Source organism: Streptomyces tendae (genome assembly GCF_008632955.1).
Classification (GTDB): Bacteria; Actinomycetota; Actinomycetes; order Streptomycetales; family Streptomycetaceae; genus Streptomyces.
The window spans coordinates 1,495,653-1,520,672 of the sequence record NZ_CP043959.1 but is presented as its reverse complement, the minus strand read 5'-3'; the positions used below and the strand labels follow the sequence as shown (position 1 = coordinate 1,520,672).

22 protein-coding genes and 1 pseudogene are annotated in these 25,020 nt (G+C 72.0%); 6 read left to right on the top strand and 17 right to left on the bottom strand.

Going from position 1 to position 25,020, the window contains the following annotated elements; translation table 11 throughout:
* Positions 1-265 precede the first annotated feature (265 nt).
* Entirely contained in the window at positions 266-931 is a 666-nt protein-coding gene (locus F3L20_RS07160; RefSeq protein ID WP_150153127.1) for a bifunctional DNA primase/polymerase, read from the top strand.
* Between the two features lie 92 nt (positions 932-1,023).
* Here the strand turns inward: F3L20_RS07160 and ftsY are convergent.
* The 5 genes and pseudogenes from ftsY to F3L20_RS07135 all read right to left on the bottom strand — a co-directional run bounded on the left by ftsY (position 1,024) and on the right by F3L20_RS07135 (position 8,958).
* Positions 1,024-2,221 (bottom strand): annotated as a pseudogene (ftsY, locus tag F3L20_RS07155) (signal recognition particle-docking protein FtsY).
* Between the two features lie 300 nt (positions 2,222-2,521).
* Positions 2,522-3,940 (bottom strand): sugar porter family MFS transporter, encoded by a 1,419-nt coding sequence (locus F3L20_RS07150; RefSeq protein ID WP_150153125.1) that lies wholly within the window; start codon positions 3,938-3,940, stop codon positions 2,522-2,524.
* Between the two features lie 205 nt (positions 3,941-4,145).
* A complete protein-coding gene (locus tag F3L20_RS07145) occupies positions 4,146-7,799 on the bottom strand; it encodes an AAA family ATPase (RefSeq protein WP_150153123.1) in 3,654 nt (1,217 codons plus the stop codon).
* A 295-nt stretch (positions 7,800-8,094) separates the two neighbouring features.
* A complete protein-coding gene (locus tag F3L20_RS07140) occupies positions 8,095-8,298 on the bottom strand; it encodes a hypothetical protein (protein WP_150153121.1) in 204 nt (67 codons plus the stop codon).
* A gap of 378 nt (positions 8,299-8,676) precedes the next feature.
* Positions 8,677-8,958 carry an acylphosphatase gene (locus F3L20_RS07135; protein WP_150153119.1) on the bottom strand — a complete coding sequence of 94 codons (282 nt, stop codon included), beginning with the start codon at positions 8,956-8,958 and terminating at the stop codon, positions 8,677-8,679.
* A 175-nt stretch (positions 8,959-9,133) separates the two neighbouring features.
* On the opposite strand from F3L20_RS07135, the gene F3L20_RS07130 reads away from it, so the two are divergent.
* Positions 9,134-10,438 carry a CAP domain-containing protein gene (locus F3L20_RS07130; RefSeq protein ID WP_150153117.1) on the top strand — a complete coding sequence of 435 codons (1,305 nt, stop codon included), beginning with the start codon at positions 9,134-9,136 and terminating at the stop codon, positions 10,436-10,438.
* 86 nt (positions 10,439-10,524) lie between these two features.
* Positions 10,525-10,926 carry a winged helix-turn-helix transcriptional regulator gene (locus F3L20_RS07125; RefSeq protein WP_150153115.1) on the top strand — a complete coding sequence of 134 codons (402 nt, stop codon included), beginning with the start codon at positions 10,525-10,527 and terminating at the stop codon, positions 10,924-10,926.
* Here the strand turns inward: F3L20_RS07125 and mutM are convergent.
* The 9 genes from mutM to F3L20_RS07080 form a co-directional block, all read right to left on the bottom strand.
* Positions 10,899-11,783 carry a bifunctional DNA-formamidopyrimidine glycosylase/DNA-(apurinic or apyrimidinic site) lyase gene (mutM, locus tag F3L20_RS07120; RefSeq protein ID WP_150153113.1) on the bottom strand — a complete coding sequence of 295 codons (885 nt, stop codon included), beginning with the start codon at positions 11,781-11,783 and terminating at the stop codon, positions 10,899-10,901. The genes F3L20_RS07125 and mutM overlap by 28 nt on opposite strands.
* 86 nt (positions 11,784-11,869) lie before the next feature.
* Complete coding sequence (gene rnc, locus F3L20_RS07115; protein WP_145829926.1) at positions 11,870-12,688, bottom strand: ribonuclease III; 819 nt, start codon at positions 12,686-12,688, stop codon at positions 11,870-11,872.
* Positions 12,689-12,707: 19 nt separating this feature from the next.
* The gene (rpmF, locus tag F3L20_RS07110) at positions 12,708-12,881 is read right to left on the bottom strand and encodes a 50S ribosomal protein L32 (protein ID WP_003951102.1); all 174 of its coding nucleotides are present in this window, start codon (positions 12,879-12,881) and stop codon (positions 12,708-12,710) included.
* 2 nt (positions 12,882-12,883) lie between these two features.
* Complete coding sequence (locus tag F3L20_RS07105; RefSeq protein WP_145829927.1) at positions 12,884-13,528, bottom strand: YceD family protein; 645 nt, start codon at positions 13,526-13,528, stop codon at positions 12,884-12,886.
* Between the two features lie 128 nt (positions 13,529-13,656).
* The gene (locus F3L20_RS07100) at positions 13,657-14,757 is read right to left on the bottom strand and encodes an ATP synthase F0 subunit B (RefSeq protein WP_150153111.1); all 1,101 of its coding nucleotides are present in this window, start codon (positions 14,755-14,757) and stop codon (positions 13,657-13,659) included.
* A 109-nt stretch (positions 14,758-14,866) separates the two neighbouring features.
* Positions 14,867-15,346, bottom strand: a complete 480-nt coding sequence (gene coaD / locus F3L20_RS07095) for a pantetheine-phosphate adenylyltransferase (RefSeq protein WP_145829959.1) — start codon at positions 15,344-15,346, stop codon at positions 14,867-14,869.
* 26 nt (positions 15,347-15,372) lie between these two features.
* Entirely contained in the window at positions 15,373-15,960 is a 588-nt protein-coding gene (rsmD, locus tag F3L20_RS07090; protein WP_150153109.1) for a 16S rRNA (guanine(966)-N(2))-methyltransferase RsmD, read from the bottom strand.
* A gap of 64 nt (positions 15,961-16,024) precedes the next feature.
* Positions 16,025-18,226 (bottom strand): ATP-dependent DNA helicase RecG, encoded by a 2,202-nt coding sequence (recG, locus tag F3L20_RS07085; protein WP_150153107.1) that lies wholly within the window; start codon positions 18,224-18,226, stop codon positions 16,025-16,027.
* Between the two features lie 86 nt (positions 18,227-18,312).
* Entirely contained in the window at positions 18,313-20,028 is a 1,716-nt protein-coding gene (locus F3L20_RS07080) for a DAK2 domain-containing protein (RefSeq protein ID WP_150153105.1), read from the bottom strand.
* A gap of 269 nt (positions 20,029-20,297) precedes the next feature.
* Here F3L20_RS07080 and rpmB point away from each other — a divergent pair, with 269 nt between their 5' ends.
* Positions 20,298-20,483: a 50S ribosomal protein L28 gene (gene rpmB / locus F3L20_RS07075; RefSeq protein ID WP_003993230.1), complete on the top strand. Its 186-nt coding sequence runs from the start codon at positions 20,298-20,300 to the stop codon at positions 20,481-20,483.
* A gap of 627 nt (positions 20,484-21,110) precedes the next feature.
* On the opposite strand, the gene thiD is transcribed toward rpmB, so the two are convergent.
* Both thiD and F3L20_RS07065 read right to left on the bottom strand, forming a co-directional pair.
* Entirely contained in the window at positions 21,111-21,914 is an 804-nt protein-coding gene (gene thiD / locus F3L20_RS07070; RefSeq protein ID WP_150153103.1) for a bifunctional hydroxymethylpyrimidine kinase/phosphomethylpyrimidine kinase, read from the bottom strand.
* Entirely contained in the window at positions 21,911-22,876 is a 966-nt protein-coding gene (locus F3L20_RS07065; protein ID WP_145829933.1) for a thiamine-phosphate kinase, read from the bottom strand. The genes thiD and F3L20_RS07065 overlap by 4 nt, the downstream gene beginning before the upstream one ends.
* A 206-nt stretch (positions 22,877-23,082) precedes the next feature.
* On the opposite strand from F3L20_RS07065, the gene F3L20_RS07060 reads away from it, so the two are divergent.
* On the top strand, positions 23,083-23,316 hold the full coding sequence (locus F3L20_RS07060) for an Lrp/AsnC family transcriptional regulator (protein WP_004983019.1): 234 nt from the start codon (positions 23,083-23,085) through the stop codon (positions 23,314-23,316).
* 20 nt (positions 23,317-23,336) lie between these two features.
* Positions 23,337-23,837, top strand: a complete 501-nt coding sequence (locus tag F3L20_RS07055; RefSeq protein WP_150153101.1) for a DUF3515 domain-containing protein — start codon at positions 23,337-23,339, stop codon at positions 23,835-23,837.
* A 16-nt stretch (positions 23,838-23,853) separates the two neighbouring features.
* On the opposite strand, the gene F3L20_RS07050 is transcribed toward F3L20_RS07055, so the two are convergent.
* The gene (locus F3L20_RS07050; protein WP_150153099.1) at positions 23,854-25,011 is read right to left on the bottom strand and encodes a D-alanine--D-alanine ligase family protein; all 1,158 of its coding nucleotides are present in this window, start codon (positions 25,009-25,011) and stop codon (positions 23,854-23,856) included.
* Positions 25,012-25,020: the final 9 nt, after the last annotated feature.

Here is a 25,020-nt window from a genome sequence, read left to right as displayed (position 1 = left end):
CCGGCCTCACCATGGCGGAACCGTAATCGCCACCATTCGCCACCCCTTCGAATGAACGCACCGTCGCCGACCCGCGATTGACTTGACACAGGACAGACAAGAGTGGATGCAGCGATGCACTCAGGGGCGCGCAGCGGCCCCTCTCACCACCCCCGGGCACACCAAAGCGCTGGTTGGCGCGAGGCGCACCGGGAAGCCGAAAGCAGAGAGTCACACTCTGCGTTCGCTACGTAACCACCGGTAGGTCGGACCCGTTGGAGGGGGCATGGGCTTCACGATCGGTATCAGTCGGGGCATCCGTGACATCCGGTCCGGCTCGCGGCGCCGCGGCCGCTCCTCGGACGGCACGGTCGTGGCGGAGTACACCGGACTCTGGGGCTGGGACGTGGTGCCGGGCGTCCGCGCCGTCGCCGGGTCCTGCTCCTGCGGCCGCGGCAACTGCCGGGCGCCGGGCGCCCACCCCCTGGACCTGGCGCCGGTGATCCGCGCGGGCGCGCCGCTGGACGAGGTGACCGCGCGCTGGTCCGAGTTCCCGGGCGCCTCGCTGATGCTGCCGGTCGGGCGGGCGTTCGACGTGATCGAGGTGGCCGAACCCGCCGGGCGCCACGCCCTGGCCCGGCTGGAGCGCATGGGCCTGCCGGTCGGACCGGTCGCCGCCACCCCGGACGGGCGTGCCCAGTTCTTCGTCGCCCCGGGCGCCGCCGCGGCCTTGCCCGATCTGCTCTACCGCATGGGCTGGGACGATCCTGCCTCGCTCGACCTGCGCGGCCTCGGACGCGGTACGCACATCACGGCACCGCCCTCGGACCGCGGCGGCCTCGGACCGGTGCGCTGGCTGCGCTCCCCCGTCCTGGACCACGCCTCCCGGCCGCCCGAGGCCCGGCTGCTGCTCGGCACCCTGGCGTACGTGGCGCACCGGTCGGGCATGTAGCCCCTCCCCACACGGCTCCGACACGGCGAAGCGCCCGTCCCCCGACGGTCCGGGGGCGGGCGCTTTCGCGTTCCGTGGTCGGGAGCGGGGTGTCACTCCCCGAGGAGCGCGTCCACGAAGGCTCCCGGCTCGAACGGCGCGAGGTCGTCCGCGCCCTCGCCGAGCCCGATCAGCTTGACCGGGACGCCCAGCTCGCGCTGGACGGCGATGACGATGCCGCCCTTGGCCGTGCCGTCGAGCTTCGTGAGCACGATGCCGGTGATGTCGACGACCTCGGCGAAGACGCGGGCCTGCACCAGACCGTTCTGGCCGGTGGTGGCGTCGAGCACCAGCAGCACCTCGTCCAGCGGGGCCTGCTTCTCCACGACCCGCTTGACCTTGCCGAGCTCGTCCATGAGGCCCGTCTTGGTGTGCAGCCGGCCGGCGGTGTCGATGAGCACAGCGTCGGCGTCCATCTCCTTGCCCTCCTTGACCGCGTCGAACGCGACGGAGGCCGGGTCGCCGCCCTCGGGGCCGCGCACGATATGGGCGCCCACCCGCTCGCCCCAGGTCTGCAGCTGGTCGGCGGCGGCGGCACGGAAGGTGTCGGCGGCGCCCAGGACGACGGTGTTGCCGTCGGCGACCAGGACCCGGGCGAGCTTGCCGGTGGTGGTGGTCTTGCCGGTGCCGTTGACGCCGACCACCATCACGACGCCGGGGCCGCCGGCCTCGTTCTCGGTGTGCACGGTGCGGTCCATCTGCGGACCGACCAGGGTGACCAGCTCCTCGCGGAGCAGCCCGCGCAGCTCCTCGGGGGTGCGGGTGCCCAGCACCTTGACCCGCTCGCGCAGCCGGTCGACCAGCTCCTGGGTGGGCTGGACGCCCACGTCGGCGGTGAGCAGGGTGTCCTCGATCTCCTCCCAGGTGTCCTCGTCCAGGTGCTCGCGGGACAGCAGGGTGAGCAGACCCTTGCCCAAGGCGTTCTGGGAGCGGGAGAGACGGGCCCGCAGCCGGACCAGCCGGCCGGCGGTGGGCTCCGGGATCTCGATCTCGGGAGCCCCGGCGGCGGGCGGTTCCTCGATGACGACGGGACCGGCGCCCGCCGGAAGATCAACCTCCTCGATGGTGCGCCGCGGTTCCTCCGCGGCGTCTCGGCCTCTTCGCCGACGTGCGGGTCGGCGGGGCGGTGATGTCGGGCGCTGCGGGCGGCGGCGGGGGCAGCGGCTTCTTGCGCCGGCTCCCGACGATGAGCCCGCCGAGCGTGCCGAGCACGACCACGGCGATGACTACAGCAAGGATGACGATGTCCATAACCCGTCCAGTATCAGCCATGCGCCCCCCGCCACCCCCGCACCCGACGCGCGCCCCCGCAGGGCCACGGGCAACCGCGCGCCCACCCACAGCCGACAGCACCCTGTCCACTCCGGAGCAACCACCCCCCAGGGGCGCGGGGAACTGCGCGATCAACCCCCACCCACCCGCACGGCCCCACGAACGCACCACCGCCCCAGCTCGGACAAAACCGAGCCAGGGCGGCGGACAAGCTCACACGAGGAGCCGGACAGCAGGGAGGAAGCCCGACCCCCCGGGTCACAGGGGAGGAGAGGGGCGTCAGCCCATCTCCTCCAACCGCTTCCCCTTCGTCTCCTTCACGAACTTCAGCACGAACGGAATCGAGAGCGCCGCGAACACCGTGTAGATCACGTACGTGACGGACAGGTTCCAGTCCGCCAGCGACGGGAAGCTCGCGGTGATGGCCCAGTTCGCGATCCACTGCGCGGCCGCGGCGACACCGAGGGCGGCGGCACGGATCCGGTTCGGGAACATCTCGCCGAGCATGACCCACACGACCACACCCCACGACAGGGCGAAGAAGAGGACGAAGACGTGGGCGGCGATCAGGGCCACCCAGCCCTGCGTGGCGGGCAGCTGGCCATCGACGAGGTCCGAGGAGAACGCCCAGGCTTCCAGCGCCAGACCGATCACCATGCCGACCGAGCCGATGATGGCGAGCGGCCGGCGGCCGATGCGGTCGACGAAGATCATCGCGATCACCGTGCCGACGATGTTGATGATCGAGGTGGTGAACGAGTAGAAGAACGAGTCCGAGGGGTCGACGCCGACCGACTGCCACAGCGTGGCCGAGTAGTAGAAGGCGACGTTGATGCCGACGAACTGCTGGAACACCGACAGGCCGATGCCGACCCAGACGATCGGCTTGAAGAAGAAGCTGCCGCCGAGCAGGTCCTTGAAGCTGGACTTCTCCTCGCGGTGCATGCCGGTCTCGATCTCGGTGACGCGGGCGTCGAGATCGATCTCGCCGCCCTCGACCTCGGAGAGGATCTGCTTGGCACGCTCGTGCTTGCCGACGGAGATCAGGTAGCGCGGGGACTCGGGGATGGCGAAGGACAGCAGGCCGTAGAGGACGGCGGGGATCACCATGACGCCGAGCATGACCTGCCAGGCCTCCAGACCCATCAGCTCACCGCGCTGGTCCCCGTCGGCCGCGTTCAGGATGCCCCAGTTGACGAGCTGGGAGACGGCGATGCCGACGACGATCGCGGCCTGCTGGAAGGAGCCGAGACGGCCGCGGTAGGCGGGCGGGGCGACCTCGGCGATGTAGGCCGGGCCGATGACGGAGGCCATGCCGATGGCGAAGCCGCCGACGACCCGCCAGAAGGCGAGGTCCCACAGCGCGAAGGGCAGCGCGGAGCCGACGGCGCTGACGGTGAACAGGACCGCTGCGATCTGCATGCACCGGATGCGTCCGATGCGGTCGGCTATCCGGCCGGCGGTGGCGGCTCCGATCGCACAGCCGATCAGCGCGATGGCGATGACCTGGGCGAGTGCGGCGGAGCCGATGTCGTAGCGGTCGCGGACGGCCTCGACGGCGCCGTTGATCACGGAGCTGTCGTAGCCGAAGAGGAAGCCGCCCATGGCGGCGGCCGCGGCGATGAAGATGACGTGCCCGAGATGTTCGGGGTGAGCCGTCCGGGCTCCTGTCGTGTGTGCCTGCGCGGTGCTGGTCACGTGTACTCCTCGGGCCACCGGCAACGTCGCCGGGTGGGGGTCAGCCCTTCAAGGTTCCAGCCATAGGCACCTGAAGGTAAAAACAACATTGCAGAGACTATGTCTTCAACTATTGAAGTCAAGAGGTGCGCAACTGTGAGCTTCGAGACGCGGGAGCCCGTGATAACCCCAGAAGGTGTTCACATATTGAAGAAGTTGCGCCGCTTCAGCGGAGACGCTGGCTGATGACCTTCGACACGCCGTCGCCCTGCATGGAGACGCCGTAGAGCGCGTCGGCGACCTCCATGGTGCGCTTCTGGTGCGTGATCACGATCAGCTGGGAGGCTTCCTGGAGCTCCTGCATGATCCGGATCAGCCGCTGGAGGTTGGTGTCGTCGAGCGCGGCCTCGACCTCGTCCATCACGTAGAACGGGCTGGGGCGGGCCTTGAAGATCGACACGAGCAGCGCCACGGCGGTCAGGGAGCGTTCGCCGCCCGACAGCAGCGACAGCCGCTTGACCTTCTTGCCGGGCGGACGCGCCTCGACGTCCACGCCCGTGGTGAGCATGTTGTCGGAGTCGGTCAGCACCAGGCGTCCCTCCCCGCCCGGGAAGAGCCGGGAGAAGACGCCTTCGAACTCCCGGGCGGTGTCCCGGTAGGCCTCGGTGAAGACCTGCTCGACGCGTTCGTCGACCTCCTTGACGACCTGGAGCAGGTCCGCGCGGGTCTTCTTCAGGTCCTCCAGCTGCTCGCTGAGGAACTGATGGCGTTCCTCCAGCGCCGCGAACTCCTCCAGGGCGAGCGGGTTGACCTTGCCGAGCTGCTGGTAGGCACGCTCGGCCGCCTTCAGGCGCTTCTCCTGCTCGGCCCGTACGAAGGGACGGGGCCTGTTGCGCGGGTGCTCCGGGTCCTCCGGCAGCTGCTCGCCCTCGGCGGGGGGCGAGGGCGGCACCGGCTGGTGCGGCCCGTACTCCGCCACCAGCCCGGCCGGTTCGACACCCAGTTCCTCCAGCGCCTTCGCCTCCAGCTGCTCCATCCGCAGCCGCTTCTCCGCTCCTAGTACCTCGCCTCGGTGAACCGAATCCGTCAACTTGTCAAGTTCCGCCTTGAGATCGCGTCCCTCGGTACGGGCGCGGGCGAGTTCCTCCTCACGGCGGGCCTTGGCGGCCTCGGCCGCGGTGCGCTCCTCGGCGGCGCGGGCCAGGGACACCTCGACGTGCGCCAGCAACTGGCGGGCGCCCGCGGCGACGGCGCCGGCCACCTCCGCCTCGTGGCGCAGCCGGGCCCTGCGCTGTTCCGCACGCGCGCGCGCCTCGCGTTCCGCGCGGGCGGCCCGGTCCAGGGAGTCGGCCCGTCCGGCCAGCCCCTTCACCCGCTCCTCGTGCGTACGGACCTGGAGCCGGGCCTCCATCTCGGTCTGGCGGGCGTTGGCCCCGTCCGCGGCGAGCCGGTCGCGTACGGAGGTGTCGGGCTCCTCCTCGTACGGCATCTCCTCGGCGGTCTCGAGCCGCTCGGCGAGTTCCTCCACGTCGGCGAGCGCCTTGTCCAGGGCCTCCTGCGCCCGGGCGGCCGCGGCACCGGCCCGCTCGGCCTCGCCTGCGGCGCCCCGGGCCTGGCCGGCGAGCCGCCCCAGTTGCTGGGCGACGGTGGACTTCTCCCGGTCGGCGGCCCGCCGCCGCTCCCCCAGCTCCTCGACGAGGGCCGCGCTCTCGCGGCGCCGGTGGGCCGCCGCCTCCTGTGCCCCGGCCAGCTCCTCGCAGCGCACCGCGAGCTCCTCCAGCTCGGCGGCGGCCTCGTCGACAGACGCCTGCACCTCCAGCAGGCTGGGGGCGCCGGCCGAACCGCCCTGCGCGAAGTGGGCGCCGAGCAGGTCTCCCTCGGCGGTGACGGCGGTGAGGTCGGGGCGGGCGTAGACGAGCTCCTCGGCGTCCTCGAGGGTGGCGACGACGACGATGCCGCGCAGGAGCCGTCGCACGGCCGGCATGAGGTCGTCGGGACCGCTGACGAGGCACGACGCGGGGAGGAGGGTGGGCGCTTCGGCGTGGGGGGTTGCGGAGGGAGCGGCGGGTGCGGGTGCGTCGCGGCTGGGCACGTCGCTCCCCGCGCCCCAGGAGGCGCTCGCCCCGGCCGTGTCGGCTGCGGCGGGCTCTTCCGGAAGGGACGGACCGGTCAGGAGGAGGGCGGCCCGTCCCGCGTCCTGCTTGCGCAGGAGACGGATGGCGTCGGCCGCCGCGGCCGGGGTGGTGACCGCCAGGGCGTCCGCGGCCGCGCCGAACGCGGCGGCGAGGGCGACCTCGTGGCCGGGAGACACGGTCAGCAGCTCCGCGGCCGGTCCGAGCAGTCCGTGCAGCCGGTCCTTCGCCTCCAGCAGCGCCCCGCTGCCGTCCTTGCGGCGCAGGCCGAGCGCCAGCGCCTCGTGACGTGCCTGGGTCGCGGCACGTTTCCTCTCCGCGGCGGTGGCCGCCTCGCGGGCGGCGGTGAGGGCGGCCTCCGCCTCGGCGAGCCGGCGCCTGGCCTCCTCGTGCCGCCCGGCGAGTTCGGCGTCCCCCGCGTCGAGGCCGTCGACCTCCGCCTGGAGGGTCTCGTACTCCTCCTGGGCGGCGACGGCCCGCTGCTTGGCCTCGTCCCGCGCGGCGGCCAGCCGCTCGATCTCGGCCTGGGCGGCGGCGGCCCGCGAACGGGCGGCGCCCACCTGTCCCTTGAGCCGGGCGAGCCCTTCGCGCCGGTCGGCGATGGCGCGGGCTGCGTCCTTCAGGCGCCGTTCCTCCTGCGCCAGTTCGCGCTCCAGTTCGGCGCGGTGGGCGACCGTGTCCTCCAGGGCGCGTTCGGCGGCCTCCAGGGCGGCCTCCAGTTCGGCCTCCTGCTCGCGGATGCGGGCGGCCTCGCGCTCCATGTCCTCGGGGTCCCGGCCGCGCCGTTCCTCGGGTGGCGCGGACGTGGCGCTCTTCACGCGCGCGTCGGCGAGGGAGATGGTGCCGCGCACCCGTTCGGCGAGCTGGGAGAGCTCGTACCAGGTCTGCTGGGCGTTCCGCAGCCGCGGGGTGAGCCGGCGTACCTCGTCCTCCAGGAGGGCCTCACGCTGGAGGGCCTTCCTCAGGTCGGCCTCGGCAGCCTCCTTGCGCTCCTTGAGGGCGGCCTCGTCGGCGATCTCGGCCTGGAGAGCCTCACGCAGCTTCACGAGGTCGTCGGCGAGGAGGCGCAGGCGCGCGTCGCGCAGGTCGGCCTGGATGACGGCGGCCCGGCGGGCGACGGCGGCCTGCCGGCCGAGGGGCTTGAGCTGCCGGCGGAGCTCGTCGGTGAGGTCCTGCACGCGCGCGAGGTTGGCCTGCATCGCGTCCAGCTTGCGCAGCGCCTTCTCCTTGCGCTTGCGGTGCTTGAGGACGCCGGCCGCCTCCTCGATGAAGGCGCGGCGGCCCATGGGGTCGGCGTGCAGGACGGAGTCGAGCTGGCCCTGGCCGACGATGACGTGCATCTCACGGCCGATACCGGAGTCGGAGAGCAGTTCCTGGATGTCCAGCAGACGGCAGGTGTCGCCGTTGATCTGGTACTCGCTGCCGCCGTTGCGGAACATGATCCGCGTGATCGTGACCTCGGCGTACTCGATGGGGAGGGCGCCGTCGGAGTTGTCGATGGTCAGCGACACCTCGGCGCGGCCCAGCGGCGGGCGGCCGGTGGTGCCGGCGAAGATGACGTCCTCCATCTTGCCGCCGCGCAGCGACTTGGCGCCCTGCTCGCCCATGACCCAGCTGAGCGCGTCCACCACGTTGGACTTGCCCGAGCCGTTCGGACCGACGACGCAGGTGATCCCCGGCTCGAAGCGGAGCGTGGTCGCGGAGGCGAACGACTTGAAGCCGCGGAGGGTCAGGGCCTTGAGGTGCACGCCGTCGGACTCTACCCGCCGGGCATGTCTCACTCCATGAGCGCACGGTTTCGCGGGTGAACGCGCAGGGCATGCCAGACGTTAAGACGGTGAAAGGGTGCGCGGGACAGAGACTTCGCCGCGCGGGGGTCGCGGAGTTTCTCGCGGTGGTGCACGGCGCGTGCGGTGCAGGTGTCCGGGACGCGAAGGAGAAAGAAAGAAGGGACGCCGGAGCGTCCCTTGCAGTTCTGACTGCGTGGCGGTGGTGACGGGCAAGCCCGACCACTGCGCTGCTGTTCGTGGAGCGATGCAGTGATCAGGTGAGCGCAGGCTCCGCCTGGTGTGCGTCAACGCTCTCCGTGATCCTGTCGTGAGAAGCGGCAGCCTTCAGGGCGTCCTTCTCGGCCTGGATCCGTACGAGCTCGGATTCCAGGTCCTGGACGCGCTGCTGGAGCCGTCGCATCTCGGCGAGGAGTCGCGGGTCGGAGCCGCCGACGTAACCGAGAAGCGCCTTTGCCATGATGGATGGTCCTCCACAATGAGTGACCGACCGATGCGGTGTGGGTCGTGAGGGATGAGCACCCGCGATGCTTGGCAGGCCTGGAGTTGTACTGCCGTTCAGCCATGCCAAACAGCTAAGGTGCGCGGGGCTTTCAGCGTCTCACCAAAAAGTTTGAGGGTCAACACGATCACGCCCCGTATTGGCGGACAACCGGGTGCGCACGGCCGGGAAGCGGCGGCGTCGCGATCCTCACGGGTCCTCGGGACGTGGCGATCATCTTGGCGGGCGACGCACGCGGTGGCAAGCCGTTCTCCTCAATCACCAGGAGTTTTTCCCCGCTGACGGCGCGCGACGGCGGCCGTGGGGTACGCGTGCCGACCGGCCGGGCGGGGCCCGTCAGCGGATCGCGAAGCCGTCGTAGCCGCCGCGAGGTGTGTCCCAGATCTCGGTCACTCCGTCCACCCGCCCGGGCGTGTCGCCGGCCTGGAGCCACTCCAGCAGACCTTCGCAGTGTGCGCGGGGACCCTCCGCCACCACCTGCACCCTGCCGTCACCCAGATTGAGGGCGAAGCCCCGCAGGCCGCCGATCTCCAGCGCCTTGGCCCGGGTGAACCAGCGGAAGCCCACGCCCTGGACATGTCCCCTGACCCAGGCGACCAGTCGCACATCCTCGCTCATGCCTGCAACCTAACCGGACAAAGTCACACCGGGCACTCCACCCCCTGGTGTCATGCGGTAGCGTCCCCACCCATGAATCTCATATGAAACTCACTCCTTCGTGTGAGTTTCGTGATCATTGAGTTTCGGGCTGGTCGCGAGACGAGTCGACCGCAAGGACGAGGAAGGCCACGACATGGGACGCCACCGACGCTCCGACGCCGGCCGCGCCGCCACGAGCCGCGACGCCGGGGTCACTCACCACGACGGCTTCTTCGGTGAAGGCCAGGACCCGCTGGGCGCCGGAACCGACGGCCCGCCCACCATGGGCACCGCGCCGTACCTGAACCCCGAGGCCTACGCGGAGACGTACGCCCGCAGCGAGGCGTACCTGTACGCGACGGGTGCCGCTGCCCCGGCGCCCGCGCCCGCACCGGAACACCGACCCGGTCCCGCCGCGTACGCCTACGCCGGTGAGACCGCCGGTCACCCCCCGGTGGGCGGCGCCTTCCCCGGCCCCCGCACCGCCGAGTACGACTTCGCGGCCCACTCGTTCGCCGCCGACCCGCTCCCGGACCATGACGTGACCCCGCGCCACCGGCCGGTCCGTACCGCCCGGACGTCCTCCGTCGGCGCCGACGACCGGCCCGGCAGCGGGCACCGGCGCAAGAAGAAGAAGGCCGCGACGCCGGTCCGCACCGGTCTGCTGGGCGTGTCCGCCGCGGTGGCGCTCGGTACGGTCGCGGTGGCCACCGGCGCGGTGCCCGGACTGGAGAACTACAAGCTCGGCGGCGACCGCGCCTCCAGCGACGAGGTCCAGGCCGGCGGCGGCGTGGCGACCAACCTGCCGACCGGGCAGGGCGGCACGTCCGGATCCGCCGAGACACCCAGCCGGGACGCCGGTACCCCGGCGAGCCGCGACGGCGGGCGTTCCGTGTCCCCGAAGCCCTCCACGTCGGCGCCGTCCGCCTCGAACGCGCCGACCAAGGCTCCGGAGAAGGCCCCGGAGAAGACGGAGTCCGCGGAGGCGCCGGAGAAGACCGAGGCGGAGGCGCCGGCCCGCAAGGCGACGCCGGAGCCCGAACGGAAGGCCGGCAACCAGGGCAAGGGCCCGGTCTCGGCCGAGGTCGCCGCCGGCGCGGAGGTGCTGCGGCTGGTCAACGCGGAGCGGGCCAAAGTGGGCTGCAGTCCGGTCACCGCGGACAGCGCGCTGGCCGCACTGGCCACCGCCTTCAGCGACGACATGGCCGGCCGCGGCTTCTTCGACCACACGGACCCCGACGGCGACACCCCGTGGGACCGGGCCCAGGCGGCCGGCATAGCCAACCTCGGCGGCGAGAACATAGCCCGGGGCCAGGCGGACGCCGAGGCGGTCATGGAAGCCTGGATGAACAGCCCCGGCCACAAGGCGAACATCCTGAACTGCGACTTCAAGACCCTGGGCGTAGGCGTCCACATGGGCCCGGGCGGCCCTTGGTGGACCCAGAACTTCGGGTATTGAGCAGCAGGGCAGACCGGAGGGGCTGGGCGCTCACCCATGGTTAGCGCAACCCTTCGGTAAGCGCTGGTCTGAAGTACGCTGGCTTCATGACGACCGTGCAGTCGGCCCCTGAGGACCGGGACCTTCCCTTCAACGTGTTCGCCAAGTCCTGCCCCTCCCGCGTCACGCTGGAGCATGTGACCGGGCGCTGGGGGGCGCTGACCCTGGGCGCGCTGTACGAGGGCTCGCTGCGGTTCAACGAGCTGCGGCGGCGGGTCGACGGCGTCAGCGAGAAGATGCTGTCGCAGACCCTGCACGCGCTGGAGCGCGACGGCCTGGTGCACCGCGAGGCCCAGCTGACCAACCCGCCCCGGGTGGACTACGAGCTGACCCCGCTCGGCCGTGAGGTGGCCGAGCACCTGCTGGCCCTCATCCACCTCCTGGAGGACCGCATGGACACCGTCCTCGAGGCCCGTGAGCGCTACGACACGGCGCGCGGCGCCCGCTGACACCTCGGGCAGAAGTAGCTGGAGCGGTTCATCCACGCCCGCCGGCGCACCGGAGTCCCGCAGCGGCGGCAGGGCAGACCCTCACGGCCGTACGCGTCCAGGGACCGGTCGAAGTAGCCGGACTCCCCGTTGACGTTGACGTAGAGGCTGTCGAAGCTGGTGCCGCCGGCGACGAGGGCCGCGTTCATCACGTCCCGCACATGGCCCAGCAGCAGCAGGGTCCGCGGGCGGGTGAAGCCCGCCGTCGGGCGCTCGTAGTGGATGCGGGCCCGCCACAGCGCCTCGTCGGCGTAGATGTTGCCGACGCCGCTGATCAGCGACTGGTCGAGCAGCGCCCGCTTGATGGTGGTCCGCTTTCGGCGCAGGGCCTGGTGGAAGGCCTCCTCGTCGAACAGCGGGTCGAGCGGGTCGCGGGCGATGTGCGCGATGACGTCGGGCAGTCCGTCGGGGGTGTTGTCGTGCAGCGACAGACCGCCGAAGGTGCGCTGGTCGACGAAGCGCAGCTCGGTGTCCCCGGCCGGGCCGGCGTCCGGTGACTGCGGCTCGGTGAAGCGGACGCGGATCCGCAGGTGCTTCTCGTCCGGCGCCGCGTGCGGCTGCATCAGCAGCTGGCCGCTCATGCCGAGGTGGGCCAGCACCGACTGGTCGGTGTCCTCCAGCGGCAGCCACAGGTACTTGCCGCGGCGGCGCGGGACACCGATGCGGTGGCCCTTCAGCCGGTGGACGAAGTCGTCGGCACCGGCGAGGTGACGGCGCACCGCGCGCGGGTGCAGGACCTCGGCGTCGGCGACGGACCGGTGGGCGACCCACCGCTCGAGACCGCGTCGTACGACCTCGACCTCGGGCAGCTCGGGCATGGCGTCCCCTCCCAGGACCGGTGGAACGTGCGCCGAGCGCCCGCCCCGGGTGCGGGGACGGGCGCTCGGGTCGCGCGCGTACTACGTCAGGCGGAGGCCGACGGGGCGTCGGCGCTCCTGCCGGAGGCTTCGGCCTCGGCGGCCTGGACGACCTGTTCGGCCTCCTGAGCCGCCTTGGCCCGCTCGTCCGCCGCGGCCCGGATGGACCGCCAGGCGGACTCGGCGGCCTGCTGCTCCGCCTCCTTCTTGCTGCGGCCGGTGCCGGTGCCGTACGAGACGCCTCCGACGCGGGCGGCAGCAGTGAAGGTCTTCTCATGGTCGGGGCCGGTCTCCGTGACCAGGTACTCGGGAACACCGAGCCCCTCGGTCGCGGTGAGCTCCTGGAGACTGGTCTTCCAGTCCAGGCCGGCTCCCAGGTTCGAAGACTTCTCGATCAGCGGGTCGAACAGGCGGTGCACCAGCTCCGCCGCCGATTCCAGGCCCTGGTCGAGATAGACAGCACCGATCACCGCTTCCAGGGTGTCGGCGAGGATGGACGCCTTGTCCCGGCCGCCCGTTCCCTCTTCACCACGGCCCAGCCGGATGAAGGAGCCGAGGTCGAGCCCGCGGCCCACCTCCGCCAGCGCACGCGAGTTGACCACCGCGGCCCGCAGCTTGGCCAGCTGGCCTTCGGGCAGGTCGGGGTGGGTGCGGTACAGCGTGTCGGTGACGACGAGGCCGAGCACGGAGTCCCCGAGGAACTCCAGCCGCTCGTTCGTCGGCAGACCGCCGTTCTCGTACGCGTAGGAACGATGGGTCAGCGCACGCACCAGAAGGGCGGACTCGACCTTGTAGCCGAGCCGCCCTTCCAGAAGCGTGTGGGACGAGGCCTGGTTGTCCGCAGAGTTTTTCTTCGGCGTGGACACAGTGCCTCTCACCAGCCGCTCAGACCTCGAGGACCTGGCGCTTGTTGTAAGTGCCGCAAGACGGGCACGCGATGTGCTGCTGCTTGGGCTCGTGGCAGCGCTCGCACGCAACCAGGGTGGGGACCGCAGCCTTCCACTGCGACCGGCGGTGGCGCGTGTTGCTGCGCGACATCTTCCGCTTCGGAACAGCCACGGCTACTTCTCCTGCTTCTCGTCGACGCCTGCGTCGGCGCCGCTCATCTCGTCCTTCTCGCCGTCCTTCATGGTGCCGGCGAGTCCCTGCAATGCCGCCCAACGGATGTCGACGGCGTCGTGGTGGTGGTCCGGGTCGTCCGCCAGCCGTGCTCCGCACTCGGAGCACAGACCCGGGCAGTCTTCCTGGCACACCGGCTGCATCGGCAGTGCGAGCACCACCGCATCACGCAGCACCGGCTCGAGGTCGAACAAGCCGTCCTCGAGGAAGAGCCTGTCCTCGTCGTCCTCGGCGTCGTCGCCCGGTTCCGCGGTCACGCGGCCCCGGTCGTCGGCGTCAGGGTACGAGAACATCTCCTGGTAGTCCGCTTCGAGCTCCAGCTCGACCGGCTCCAGACACCTTACGCACTCCCCCGTGGCCCTGGCACGGGCGGTGCCTGTGACGAGCACACCTTCCATGACCGACTCGAGCCGCAGTTCGAGCTCCACCGGGGCGCCTTCCGGCACTCCGACGACTCCCTGGATCCCGAGATCCTTCGGAGCGTCGACCGTACGGGTCAGGCGCTGCAGCGCACCGGGCCGCCTCCCCAGCTCGTGCGTGTCGAACACGAGGGGGTTGCGGTGGTCGAGGCGGGCGTTCAGAGCCATTCCTGCTTTCGATCTTCGAGCTCGGGGGGTCGCTGCCGTTCGGTGCTTCCCGGGCAGCGTGGATCGCGGTCATACGCGCGACCGAAGAGCCAGGATACTGGACCTTCCGCTCTCGTCCCAATCCGGGCCTACAGGCCCCGCTCGCGCTGGTACGCCTCGAGCTGTTCGGGCGTGATCATGCCGGTGTCGAAGAGGCTCGTCTCGTCCAGCGTGTAGCCCTGCTGCGCGTGCTGCCCGTGCTGGGCCTGCGCCTGCTGGGCGGCCTGGGCGTGGTCGTAGGGCTGCTGGGAGCCGTCGTAGCCCTGGTAGGCGGCGTACGGGTCGGCCTGGGCGTAGCCGGCGGCGGTCTGCGCGTACGGGTCCTGGGCGCCGCCGTACTGCTGCTGGTAGCCCGCGTAGGGGTCCGGCTGCTGCTGGTAGCCGTAGGCGGGCTCGGGCTGGGCGTACGGCTGGGTCTGCGGCTGCGGCGGCTGCTGCTGCGGCTCGGGCTGCCTGGCCGGGGCGTCCTGCTCGGCCAGCGCGGCCAGGTCGGCGAGGTAGTCGGCGTCGCTGGAGTGGTGGACGGTCGTGGTGTCGTCGGCGAGCGCGCCCAGGTCGTCGGTGGCGATCCGGCCGTGCAGCTTCTGCCGGCCCCGGCCGACGGCCTCCAGGGTCTTGGCGAGCACCGCCTCGAACGCGCCGAGCTTGACGTCGACGTACTCGTCGGCGGTGCGGCGCAGGGTCTCGGGGTCGTGGCTGCGCTCGGGGGCGTCCTCGTCCTCGTAGCCCTGCTCGTCGAGGCCGGGGCCGGTGCCGAGCAGCTTCTCGCGGCCGCGGCCGACGGAGCCGAGCGTCTTGGTGAGGACGACCTCGAAGTTGGCGAGCTTGGAGTCGACGTAGTCGTCGGCCTCCGCGCGGATCTCCTCGGCCTCCTTGTGGGCCTCGGCGAGGATCCGGTCGGCCTCGGCCTGGGAGCGGCGGGCGACCTCGGTGTCGGCGACCAGCGTGCCACGCTGGGCGTGCGCCTCGGAGATGATCCGCTCGGCCTCCTGGCGGGCCTGCTCGACCATCTGCGCCTGGCCGCCGATCAACTCCTCCGCCTGCGCCAGGGAGTCGGGCAGCGCCGCGCGTACCTCGTCGAGCATGGCGAGCAGTTCGGCGCGGTTGACCACGCACGACGCCGACATGGGCATCGACCGGGCACTGGAGACCGAGGCGACGATCTCGTCGAGCTTCTTCTGCACGTCCACCGTGTGCTCGCCACTCTCTACAGCTGTGTTGGAGACGGACGGGACGACTGTACGGCCACGGGGCGTCCGGTGGACACCGGACGGCCCCACCCGCGGCGCACCGGCCGGGTCAGTCCTGCCGCAGGCGTTCGGTGAGCCGCGCCAGGACCTCGGCCGGCACCAGGTGGGAGACGTCCCCGCCCCAGGCGGCGACCTCCTTGACGAGCGAGGAGGACAGGAAGCTGTAGGTGGGGTTGGTCGGGACGAAGAGGGTCTCCACGCCCGAAAGGCCGTTGTTCATCTGGGCCATCTGCAGTTCGTAGTCGAAGTCGCTCACCGCGCGCAGGCCCTTGACGATGGCGGGGATGTCGCGCTGCTTGCAGAAGTCGACGAGCAGGCCGTGGAACGCCTCGACCCTGACGTTGCCGTACTCGGCGGTGACGGTGCGGATCAGGTCGATCCGCTCCTCGATCTCGAACAGGCCCTTCTTGGACTTGTTGATCATCACCGCGACGTAGACCTCGTCGTACAGCCGGGAGGCCCGGGCGATGATGTCGAGGTGTCCGTTGGTGATCGGGTCGAACGACCCGGGACATACGGCGCGGCGCACTGGTGATCCCTCGCTCTCCGGTCCGGTCATCGTGCGTCTTCGCACGTAGAGGCGGCGCGACCGTACCAAAACGTTCCCTCGCCGTAACGACGGGCCCTGATCCCCTCGAAGCCCGGCGGCCACGCGAATTCTCCGCCTCTGGTGCTGCGCTCCACGGTGACGAGGGCGTCGTCGACGAGCCACCCCTCGGTGCGGAGTGTGAGCAGGATCTCGCGGAGATCGTCGTCGGAGACGGCGTAGGGCGGGTCGAGGAAGACGATGTCGTACGGCTGCTCCGGGGGCGCGGTACGGACGATCTGTTCCGCTTTGCCGGTCCTCACCTCGGCGCCGGGGAGCCCGAGCGACTTCACGTTCTCCCGGACGGTGCGCGCCGCGCGGGCGTCGGCCTCGACGAGCAGGACGTGTCCGGCGCCGCGTGACAGGGCCTCCAGGCCGACGGCGCCGGAGCCGGCGTACAGGTCGAGGACGCGTTCCCCGTCGAGCGGGCCGCCGAGCAGCGACTGCCAGGTGGAGAAGAGGCCTTCGCGCGCCCGGTCGGAGGTGGGGCGGGTGCCCTGCCCCGGCGGGACGGCCAGGCGGCGTCCGCCGGCCGCGCCGGCGATCACGCGAGTCATGTCCTCGGTCCTTGTCCGTGAGTACGGGTCGGTGTGTACGGGCCGGTGGCCGCGTCCCAGTCTGTCAGCCCTTCTCCAGGTACTGCTCCCGCTCCTCGTCCAGCAGCGCGTCCAGAGCCGTGCGCAGCGCGGGCAGGCGCTCCAGGTCCGGGTCGGCGGCGACGATCCGGGTGGCCTCCTCGCGGGCCTCGGCGATGACCTCCTCGTCGTCGATGACGGCGAGCATGCGCAGGCTGGACCGGGTGCCGGACTGGGCCTGGCCCAGCACGTCGCCCTCGCGGCGCTGTTCGAGGTCGATGCGGGAGAGCTCGAAGCCGTCGAGGGTGGAGGCGACGGCGTTCAGCCGCTGGCGGGCGGCGCTCGCCTCGGGCATCTCGCTGACCAGCAGGCACAGGCCGGGGGCCGAGCCGCGGCCGACACGACCGCGCAGCTGGTGCAGCTGGGAGACGCCGAAACGGTCGGCGTCCATGATCACCATCACGGTGGCGTTCGGCACGTTGACGCCGACCTCGATGACGGTGGTGGCCACCAGCACGTCGGCCTCGCCCGCGGCGAACCGGCGCATCACGGCGTCCTTGTCGTCGGGCTGCATCCTGCCGTGCAGGACCTCGACGCGCAGTCCGGCCAGCGGGCCCCGCGCGAGCTGCTCCGCGATGTCCAGGACGGCGAGCGGGGGCCGCTTCTCGGCCTCGTCCTCCGGTGCCTTCTTCTTCGCCTTGGCGCCGTCCTCCTCGTCGCCGATGCGGGGGCAGACCACGTAGGCCTGGTGGCCCTTCTCCACCTCCTCGCGTACCCGCTCCCACGCGCGGGCGAGGAAGTGCGGTTTGTCGGCCGCCGGGACGACATGGCTGGCGATGGGGGAACGCCCGGCCGGGAGCTGGTCCAGGACGGAGGTCTCCAGATCGCCGAAGACGGTCATGGCGACCGTGCGCGGGATGGGGGTGGCGGTCATGACGAGCAGGTGCGGCGGCTGCTTGCCCTTGCCGCGCAGGGCGTCGCGCTGCTCGACGCCGAAGCGGTGCTGCTCGTCGACGACCACCAGTCCGAGGTCGTGGAACTGCACCTTGTCCTCGATCAGCGCGTGCGTGCCGATGACGACGCCGGCCTCGCCGGTGGCCAGGTCGAGCAGGGCGTGGCGGCGGGCGGCGGCCCCCATGGAGCCGGTGAGCAGGACCACCTTGGTGGCGTTCTCCGCGCCGCCGAGCGTGCCGCCCTCGGCCAGCTCCCCCATCATCTCGGTGACCGAACGGTGGTGCTGCTGGGCGAGCACCTCGGTGGGCGCGAGCATCGCCGCCTGGCCGCCGGCGTCGACGACGGCGAGCATGGCGCGCAGGGCGACCAGGGTCTTGCCGGAGCCGACCTCGCCCTGGAGCAGGCGGTGCATGGGGTGTTCGGTGGCGAGGCCGGCGAAGATCTCCTCGGAGACCTTGCGCTGGCCCTCGGTGAGGGTGAAGGGGAGCCGGTCGTCGAAGGCGGCGAGGATCCCGTCCGGCCGTGGGCGGCGGGGCACGGCGGGGAGCTGGGCGTCGGCGTACCGGCGGCGGGCGAGGGCGACCTGGAGGACGAACGCCTCGTCCCACTTGAGACGGGCGCGGGCGTCCTCGATGTCGGCCTTGGTGTGCGGCCGGTGGATCTTCAGCAGCGCCTCGGGCAGCGGGACCAGGCCGCGGCCCTCGCGCAGCGGCTCGGGCAGGGGGTCGGCCGCCTCCTGGGCGCTGGGCAGCACCGTCTGCAGCGCCTTGCCGATCTTCCAGGACTCCAGCTTGGCGGTGGCGGGGTAGATCGGGATCAGGGCGCCGGCCCAGGTCTCGACCGTCTCCTCGGCGTCCCCGCGCAGCAACTCGTAGGCGGGGTGAGCGAGTTGGAGACGGCGGTTGAAGACGGAGACCTTGCCGGCGAACATCGCGCGGGTGCCCGGCAGGAGTTCCTTGTGCGGCTTGTGGACACCGGCGCCGAAGAAGACCAGTTGCAGCCGGCCGCTGCCGTCGGTGATCGTCACCTCCAGGCGCTGGCCCTTGCCGCGCGGGGCGCGGCTGGAGGCGAAGGTGTGCAGCCGGGCGTCGGCGACCTGCGCGACCACGGTGACGTGCTCGTCCATGGGGAGGTCGGCGAGGTGCGTGAGCTGGCCCCGCTCCTCGTACCGGCGCGGGTAGTGGTGCAGGAGGTCGCCGACGGTGTGCAGGCCGAGGTGCTCGGCCATCACCTTCGCGGTGGCGGGGCCGAGCACCTTCTTCAGTGGTTCGTCCAGTGCGGGCACGGCATCCATTGGACACCACCGCACTGACAGAGCGTGGACCGCGGGTCACCGGCGCCGGGGCGCGTCGGGCGGCGGCCCCCGGGGTCACGCGGTCGTCACTCGACCCCGATGAGGAGGACGGCGCCCTGCCGGCCGCCGTGATAGACGACCGTGTCGACGGCCAGGTAGCCCTCGCGGACGCGGGCCTCCAGACGTTCGGCGACCAACTCCGGGGCGCCGTCGCCGAGCACCAGCGTGACCAGTTCCCCGCCCGCCGCCAGCATGCGGTCCAGGACCGCTTCTGCCGTGGCCGTGAGGTCCTGGCCGATGACGGCCACATCGCCGTCGACCAGGCCGAGGACGTCGCCGGCCTGACAGATGCCCGCCATGGTCCAGGACTGCCGTTCGGCGACGGTGACCTCGGCGTAGCGGGTGGCTCCGGCCGCCGAGGTCATCGCGACCACGTCCTCGTCGAAGCGGCGCTCCGGCTCGTGCACCGCCAGCGCCGCTATGCCCTGGACCGCGGAACGGGTGGGGATGAGCGCCACCCGGACCCCCTCGCCCCGCACCTGTTCGGCCGCCGCGGCGGCGGTGTGGCGCAGGTCGGCGTCGTTGGGCAGCAGCACCACCTCGCGCGCGTGGGCGCGCCGTACGGCCTGGACGAGCTCGCCGCTCGCGGGTGGCTCACCCGGGCGTGCGAGTACGGCGGTGGCGCCGGCCTCCGCGTACAGCCCGGCCAGGCCCTCGCCCGGCACCACGGCGACGACGGCGCGCTGGACCCGCTCCCCCGCGTCCGCCCGGCCCCGGGGCGTGCGCGTCCCGGCGCCGAAGTGGGTGATCCGGATGCGGTACGGCCGTCCCGCCTCGACGCCCGCCTCCACGGCGGCGCCGGCGTCGTCGACGTGCACATGGACGTTCCACAGGCCGTCGCCGCCGACCACGACGAGGGAGTCACCGAGGGCGTCGAGCCGCTTCCGCAGGCGGGCGACGGCCGCGTCCTCGGCCTCCAGCAGGTAGATCACCTCGAAGGCGGGATTGCCGGCCTGTGCACCGCTGTCACCGTCCTCGCAGGGGGCGGGCGTGCCGTGTGCCGCCTCGCCGGGCTCCACGCGCCCGTAGGGTCCGGGGACGGCGGCGCGTCCGGCGGTCGTACGGGGCGTCTCCCCGGTGAGCGTCTCCACCAGTGCCGCGAGCACCGTCACCAGTCCGCGTCCGCCCGCGTCGACCACGCCCGCGCGCCGCAGGACGTCCAGCCGGTCCGGGGTCTCGGCCAGCGCCGCGCAGGCGCCCTCGTAGGCGGCGCGGGCCACCTCCCCGCAGTCGCGGTCCGCCGCGCCGGCCACGGTCGCGGCGGCGTCGGCGGCGGCCGAGGCGACGGTGAGGACCGTGCCCTCGACCGGGTGCGCCACCGCCTGCCGGGCGGAGTCGGCCGCCTGCCGCAGGGCGCGGCCCAGGCCGGGACCGTCGGCGTGGGCCGGGGCGTCGTCGGAGGCCAGCACCTGGGCCATCCCGCGCAGCAGCTGGGCGAGGATCGTGCCGGAGTTGCCGCGGGCGCCGATCAGCGCGCCGTGCGCCATCGCCCGTACCGCGTCGGCCATGGCCGGGCCGGGCTCCGCTCCCCCACCGGCCTCGTGACCGGCGAACACCGCCTCCACTGCCGTGGCGGCCGACTCCAGCGTCAGATAGAGATTGGTCCCGGTGTCGCCGTCCGCCACGGGATAGACGTTGATCGCGTCGATCTCCTCCCGGGCCCGTCCCAGCGAGTCGAGCGCGAGACCGCACCAGGCACGCACCGCGAGAGCATCGAAGAATGTCTGCGGCACCTGCGGCACCTGCGCCTCCTTGAGCTGCTGGACGTGGCACGCAGCGTAGACCGTGGGCCCCTGCCCACCGGAAGAGGGCCGCAGGCAGGCCCGTGAGCTGGCATGCTAGTTTCGTTCTACGGGTGCAGCCGTTGTATGCTGCTCCGGTTGCCCGATCTGATCGGGCGTCTCCCACCCTGGCAACGCCACTCAGATCCGCCGGACTCTTCGAGTCCTGGATCTGGATCCCGGCCTGCCGGGATCAACCGTAAGTGCATCTGAAGTCTTTGGAGTGACCCGTGGCTGCCAACTGCGACGTCTGCGGCAAGGGGCCGGGCTTCGGCAACAACATCTCGCACTCGCACCGCCGTACGTCCCGCCGCTGGAACCCGAACATCCAGCGTGTGCGTACCGTGGTCGGCGGGACGCCGAAGCGCGTGAACGCCTGCACCTCGTGCATCAAGGCCGGCAAGGTCTCGCGCTGACGCATTCGCTGAGCGCGCGGCCACAGCCGGTATCGCCGCAACCAGCCGGTCCACCTCGGGGTGGACCGGCTTTTTGCTGTACCCGACGAGGCGGCGGCCTGACGCCCGGACGCTTGACGCGGGATCGAGCGCACGTTCGCGGTGAGCCCACGGAAGGCCGCCGGCGAGGCACCCCGGCTCCGCACGCCGCCCGGCTCCGGCGCACACCTCGGGGATCTCCCCGAGTCTCCGCCTGACGCCCTCCCCCGGCCGGCCGGGCCTGAGGAACGAGCCGGCGTTCACGCCCCGCGCCCCGGATCGGGACCGGCCGCCCGCACCACGGGCGACGGGCCCCTTCGGGATCCCCACGTCCCCGGACTCCGGCGCACGTCTCCCGGACGGCTGTCGGCCCCGATCGGAATTCGGCGGCCGGAGTGCGTGGTCCACAGCTGAACGGCTCCCGATCGGCCGGCGGCCACGTGGGCCCGTGGCCGGCAGGGCCCCTCGGGCGACTACCCCACGCCCCCGCCCCCGCCCACGTCGCCCGACGGCTGTCGGGACCGCTCATGGCCGGCGGCCGCCGTGCCGTAGGCCACAACAGAACGGCCCGCGGGCACCCGGGCCCGTGGCCGGCAGGCCCCCGTGCGGCTACCCCTCGCCGTCCCGGCGCAGGGCCCACCCGTGGTCGACCGGGCCGATGCCTCCGCCGAGGGCGAAGCCCGAGGCCAGTGCTCCGGTGACGTAGGTCTTCGCCGCCGTGACCGCCTCGGGGACCGGGTGTCCTTTCGCCAGGTACGAGGCGATCGCCGACGCCAGGGTGCAGCCCGTGCCGTGGGTGTGGCGGTTGTCCTGCCTGGGGGCGCGCAGCCAGTGCTCCTCGGACCCGTCGGTGAGCAGGTCCACCGCGTCGCCGGACAGATGGCCGCCCTTGATCACCACCCAGCGCGGCCCGAACTCCAGCATCGCGGCGGCGGCCCGCCGCATGTCCGGCTCCGAGCCGACCCGGACGCCGGTGAGCTGCCCCACCTCGTCCAGGTTCGGGGTGGCCACGGTCGCCACCGGCAGCAGCTTCGTGCGGACGGAGTCCAGCGCGGACGCCGCCAGCAGCGCGTCGCCGTGCTTGGAGACCCCCACCGGGTCGACCACCGCCGGCGCATCGGTGCCGGCGAGCAAGTCGGCGACGGCCTCCACGAGTTCGGCCGAGGACAGCATGCCGGTCTTGACCGCCTGCACCCCGATGTCGTCGACCACGCTGCGGTACTGGGCCCGTACCGCCTCCACCGGAAGCTCCCAGGCGCCCTGTACGCCCAGGGAGTTCTGCGCGGTCACCGCGGTGAGCACGCTCATCCCGTGCACGCCGAGCGCGAGCATCGTCTTCAGGTCGGCCTGGATGCCCGCTCCCCCGCCGGAGTCGGAGCCGGCCACCGTCAGCACCCGGGGCGGGGCGGTCATGACTCGATGTCCCCGAAGTGGTCCCAGCCGCCCTGGCTGGTCCACGGCGCCCCGTCCACCGTGACCTGCGGCAGCGCGGACGGGTTGAGGACCTCGCCGATGATCTTCCAGCGGGCGGGAAGCTTCACGTCCGGCGGGAAGGTGGCCACGATCGCGTGGTCCTCGCCGCCGGTCAGCACCCACTGCATGGGGTCGACGCCGACGGCCTGCCCGATGTCGTTCATCTGCGAGGGGATGTCGATGGCGCCGGAGCGGATGTCGATGCGGACCTTGCTGGCCTCGGCGATGTGCCCGAGGTCGGCGATCAGGCCGTCGCTGACGTCGCACATGGCGGTCGCGCCGAGACCTGCGGCGGCCGGGCCCGCGTGGTAGGGCGGCTCGGGACGCCGGTGGGCCTCGACGAAGGCGCGCGGGGAGCGGAACCCGCGGGAGAGCACCGCGTGCCCGGCCGCGGACCAGCCGAGCCAGCCGGTGACGGCGACGATGTCGCCGGGCTGCGCCCCGCCCCGCGTGACCGGTTCCTGGTTGCGCAGGTCGCCGAGCGCGGTGATGGACACCGTGATGGTGTCGCCGCGCACGACATCCCCGCCGACGACCGCGGCCCCGGCCACCTGGCACTCGTCGCGCAGCCCGTCCATCAGTTCGCTGGGCCACGTCACCGGCAGTTCGGCGGGCACGACCAGGCCGAGCAGCAGGGCGGTCGGCACGGCACCCATGGCGGCGATGTCGGCGAGGTTCTGGGCGGCGGCCTTGCGGCCGACGTCGTAGGCGGTGGACCAGTCGCGGCGGAAGTGACGGCCCTCCACCAGGACGTCGGTGCTGGCCACGACCCTGCGGTCGGGTGCGGAGACCACCGCGGCGTCGTCGCCGGGGCCGACCCGGACCGCCGGGGTGGTGGTGAGACGGGAGGTGAGCTCCCTGATGAGCCCGAACTCCCCTAGCTCACCAACAGTGCCCTTCATTTCCCTTTCGCCCCTTCTGTCACTGTCCGTGCCCGGTCGCGGGTCGTCCTAGTCCTCGCTACGGTCGAACTGACCGTCAACTTCTCCCGTGCCTGTACCCCGGCGCGCAAGCCCCGGTTCCCGCAGGTCTCCCCGCGACGAGCGGCGACGCGATACCGTGGCGTTCCTTTTCCCCACATGATCCTCGTGGCCGCCCTGGAGGTTCCGTGGTACAGGCGTACATCCTGATCCAGACGGAGGTCGGCAAAGCGTCGACCGTCGCCGATCTGATCGGCAAGATCCCTGGAGTCGTCCAGGCCGAGGACGTGACGGGTCCCTATGACGTCATCGTGCGCGCCCAGGCCGACACCGTCGACGACCTGGGCCGCATGGTGGTGGCCAAGGTCCAGCAGGTGGACGGCATCACCCGCACCCTGACCTGCCCGGTCGTCCATCTGTAGCCCCCGTCTACCCTGTGTCGGTGAACTCCTTCCGTCACCGGCACGCCGTTTGCTCCGCGCTCGCGGTGCTGATCACCACCGCGGGCTGCTCCTCAGCAGACGACAGCGCGTCCACGGCGGTTCCCAGCCCGGACGCGAAGGTCACCGAGCTGTGTCAGAACCTGGACGAGGTCCTGCCGGCGACGGTGGACGGTGAGAGTCGCGACGATCCCGAACCCGCGTCCGAACTGACCGCGGGCTGGGGCGGCGTGGCGATCATACTGCGGTGCGGTGTGGAGCGGCCCCCGAAGATGGCCGATCCCAAGGTGGCCAACGGACAGGACGCCGACGCGGTACCGGGCGGCGTGAACGGCGTCGACTGGCTGATGGAGAAGCAGGACGACGGCGTCTACCGCTTCACCACCGCCAACCGCGAGGCGTATGTCGAGGTCAGGGTGTCCGACGGGCGTGACAGCACGGGCGTGCTGATCGATCTGGCCCCGGCAGTGAAGAAGGCGATCCCCGAGGGGATCGCCTCCTGACGCGTGCGGGTCGCGCTCAGCGCAGTCCGGTGGACCGCCGCAGCGCCGCCTCGATGAGGAGGTCGACGAGCTCCTGGTAGCTCACGCCGGTGGCCTGCCACATCTGCGGGTACATCGAGATGGGCGTGAAGCCGGGCATGGTGTTGATCTCGTTGATCACGAACTCGCCGTCCTCCGTGAGGAAGAAGTCCGCCCGGACCAGCCCCTCGCAGGACGCCGCGTCGAAGGCCTCGACGGCGAGCCGGCGCACCTCGGCCGTCTCCTCGTCGGTCAGCGGCGCGGGCACGACGCCGGGCGTGGAGTCGATGTACTTGGCCTCGAAGTCGTAGTACGCGTGCGCGTCCGGCGGCGGGATCTCGGCGGGCAGCGAGGCGCGCGGCCCGTCCTCGAACTCCAGCACGCCGCACTCGATCTCGCGCCCGCGCAGCGTCGCCTCGATCAGGATCTTCGGGTCGTGGCGCTGGGCCTCGGCGATGGCGTCGTCCAGGGCGCCGAGGTCCTCGACCTTGGTGATGCCGATGGACGAACCGGCGCGGGCCGGCTTCACGAACAGCGGCCAACCGTGCTCGCCGGCGAACTCGACGATCCGCCTGCGGGCCGCCGGCTCGTCCTGCGCCCACTCGCGCGGCCGGATCACCAGGTACGGGCCGACCTTCAGCCCGAAGGAGGTGAACACCCGCTTCATGTACTCCTTGTCCTGGCCGACGGCCGAGGAGAGCACACCGGCGCCCACGTAGGGGATGCCGGAGAGTTCGAGCAGACCCTGCAGCGTGCCGTCCTCCCCGTAGGGGCCGTGCAGCACGGGGAAGACCACGTCGACCTCACCGAGTGCCTTGGGCACCGATCCCGGTTCGCTGTACACGACTTCCCGGTCGGCGGGGTCGACGGGGAGCACCACCGCGCCCTCCGCGGACTCGGCCAGCTGGTCGACGCTGGGCGTGCGACGCTCGGTGATCGCCATGCGGTCCGGTTCGTCGGCGGTGAGCGCCCACCGGCCGTCCTGGGTGATGCCGATCGGCAGGACGTCGTACTTGGTCCGGTCGATGGCCTTGAGGACGGCGCCGGCGGTGACCACGGAGATCCCGTGCTCGGAGCTGCGCCCGCCGAACACGACGGCCACACGCGGCTTGCGCGACGGCGAGTCGGGGCTCTGGGGGAGGTTCTCGGTGCTCATATCGCGACG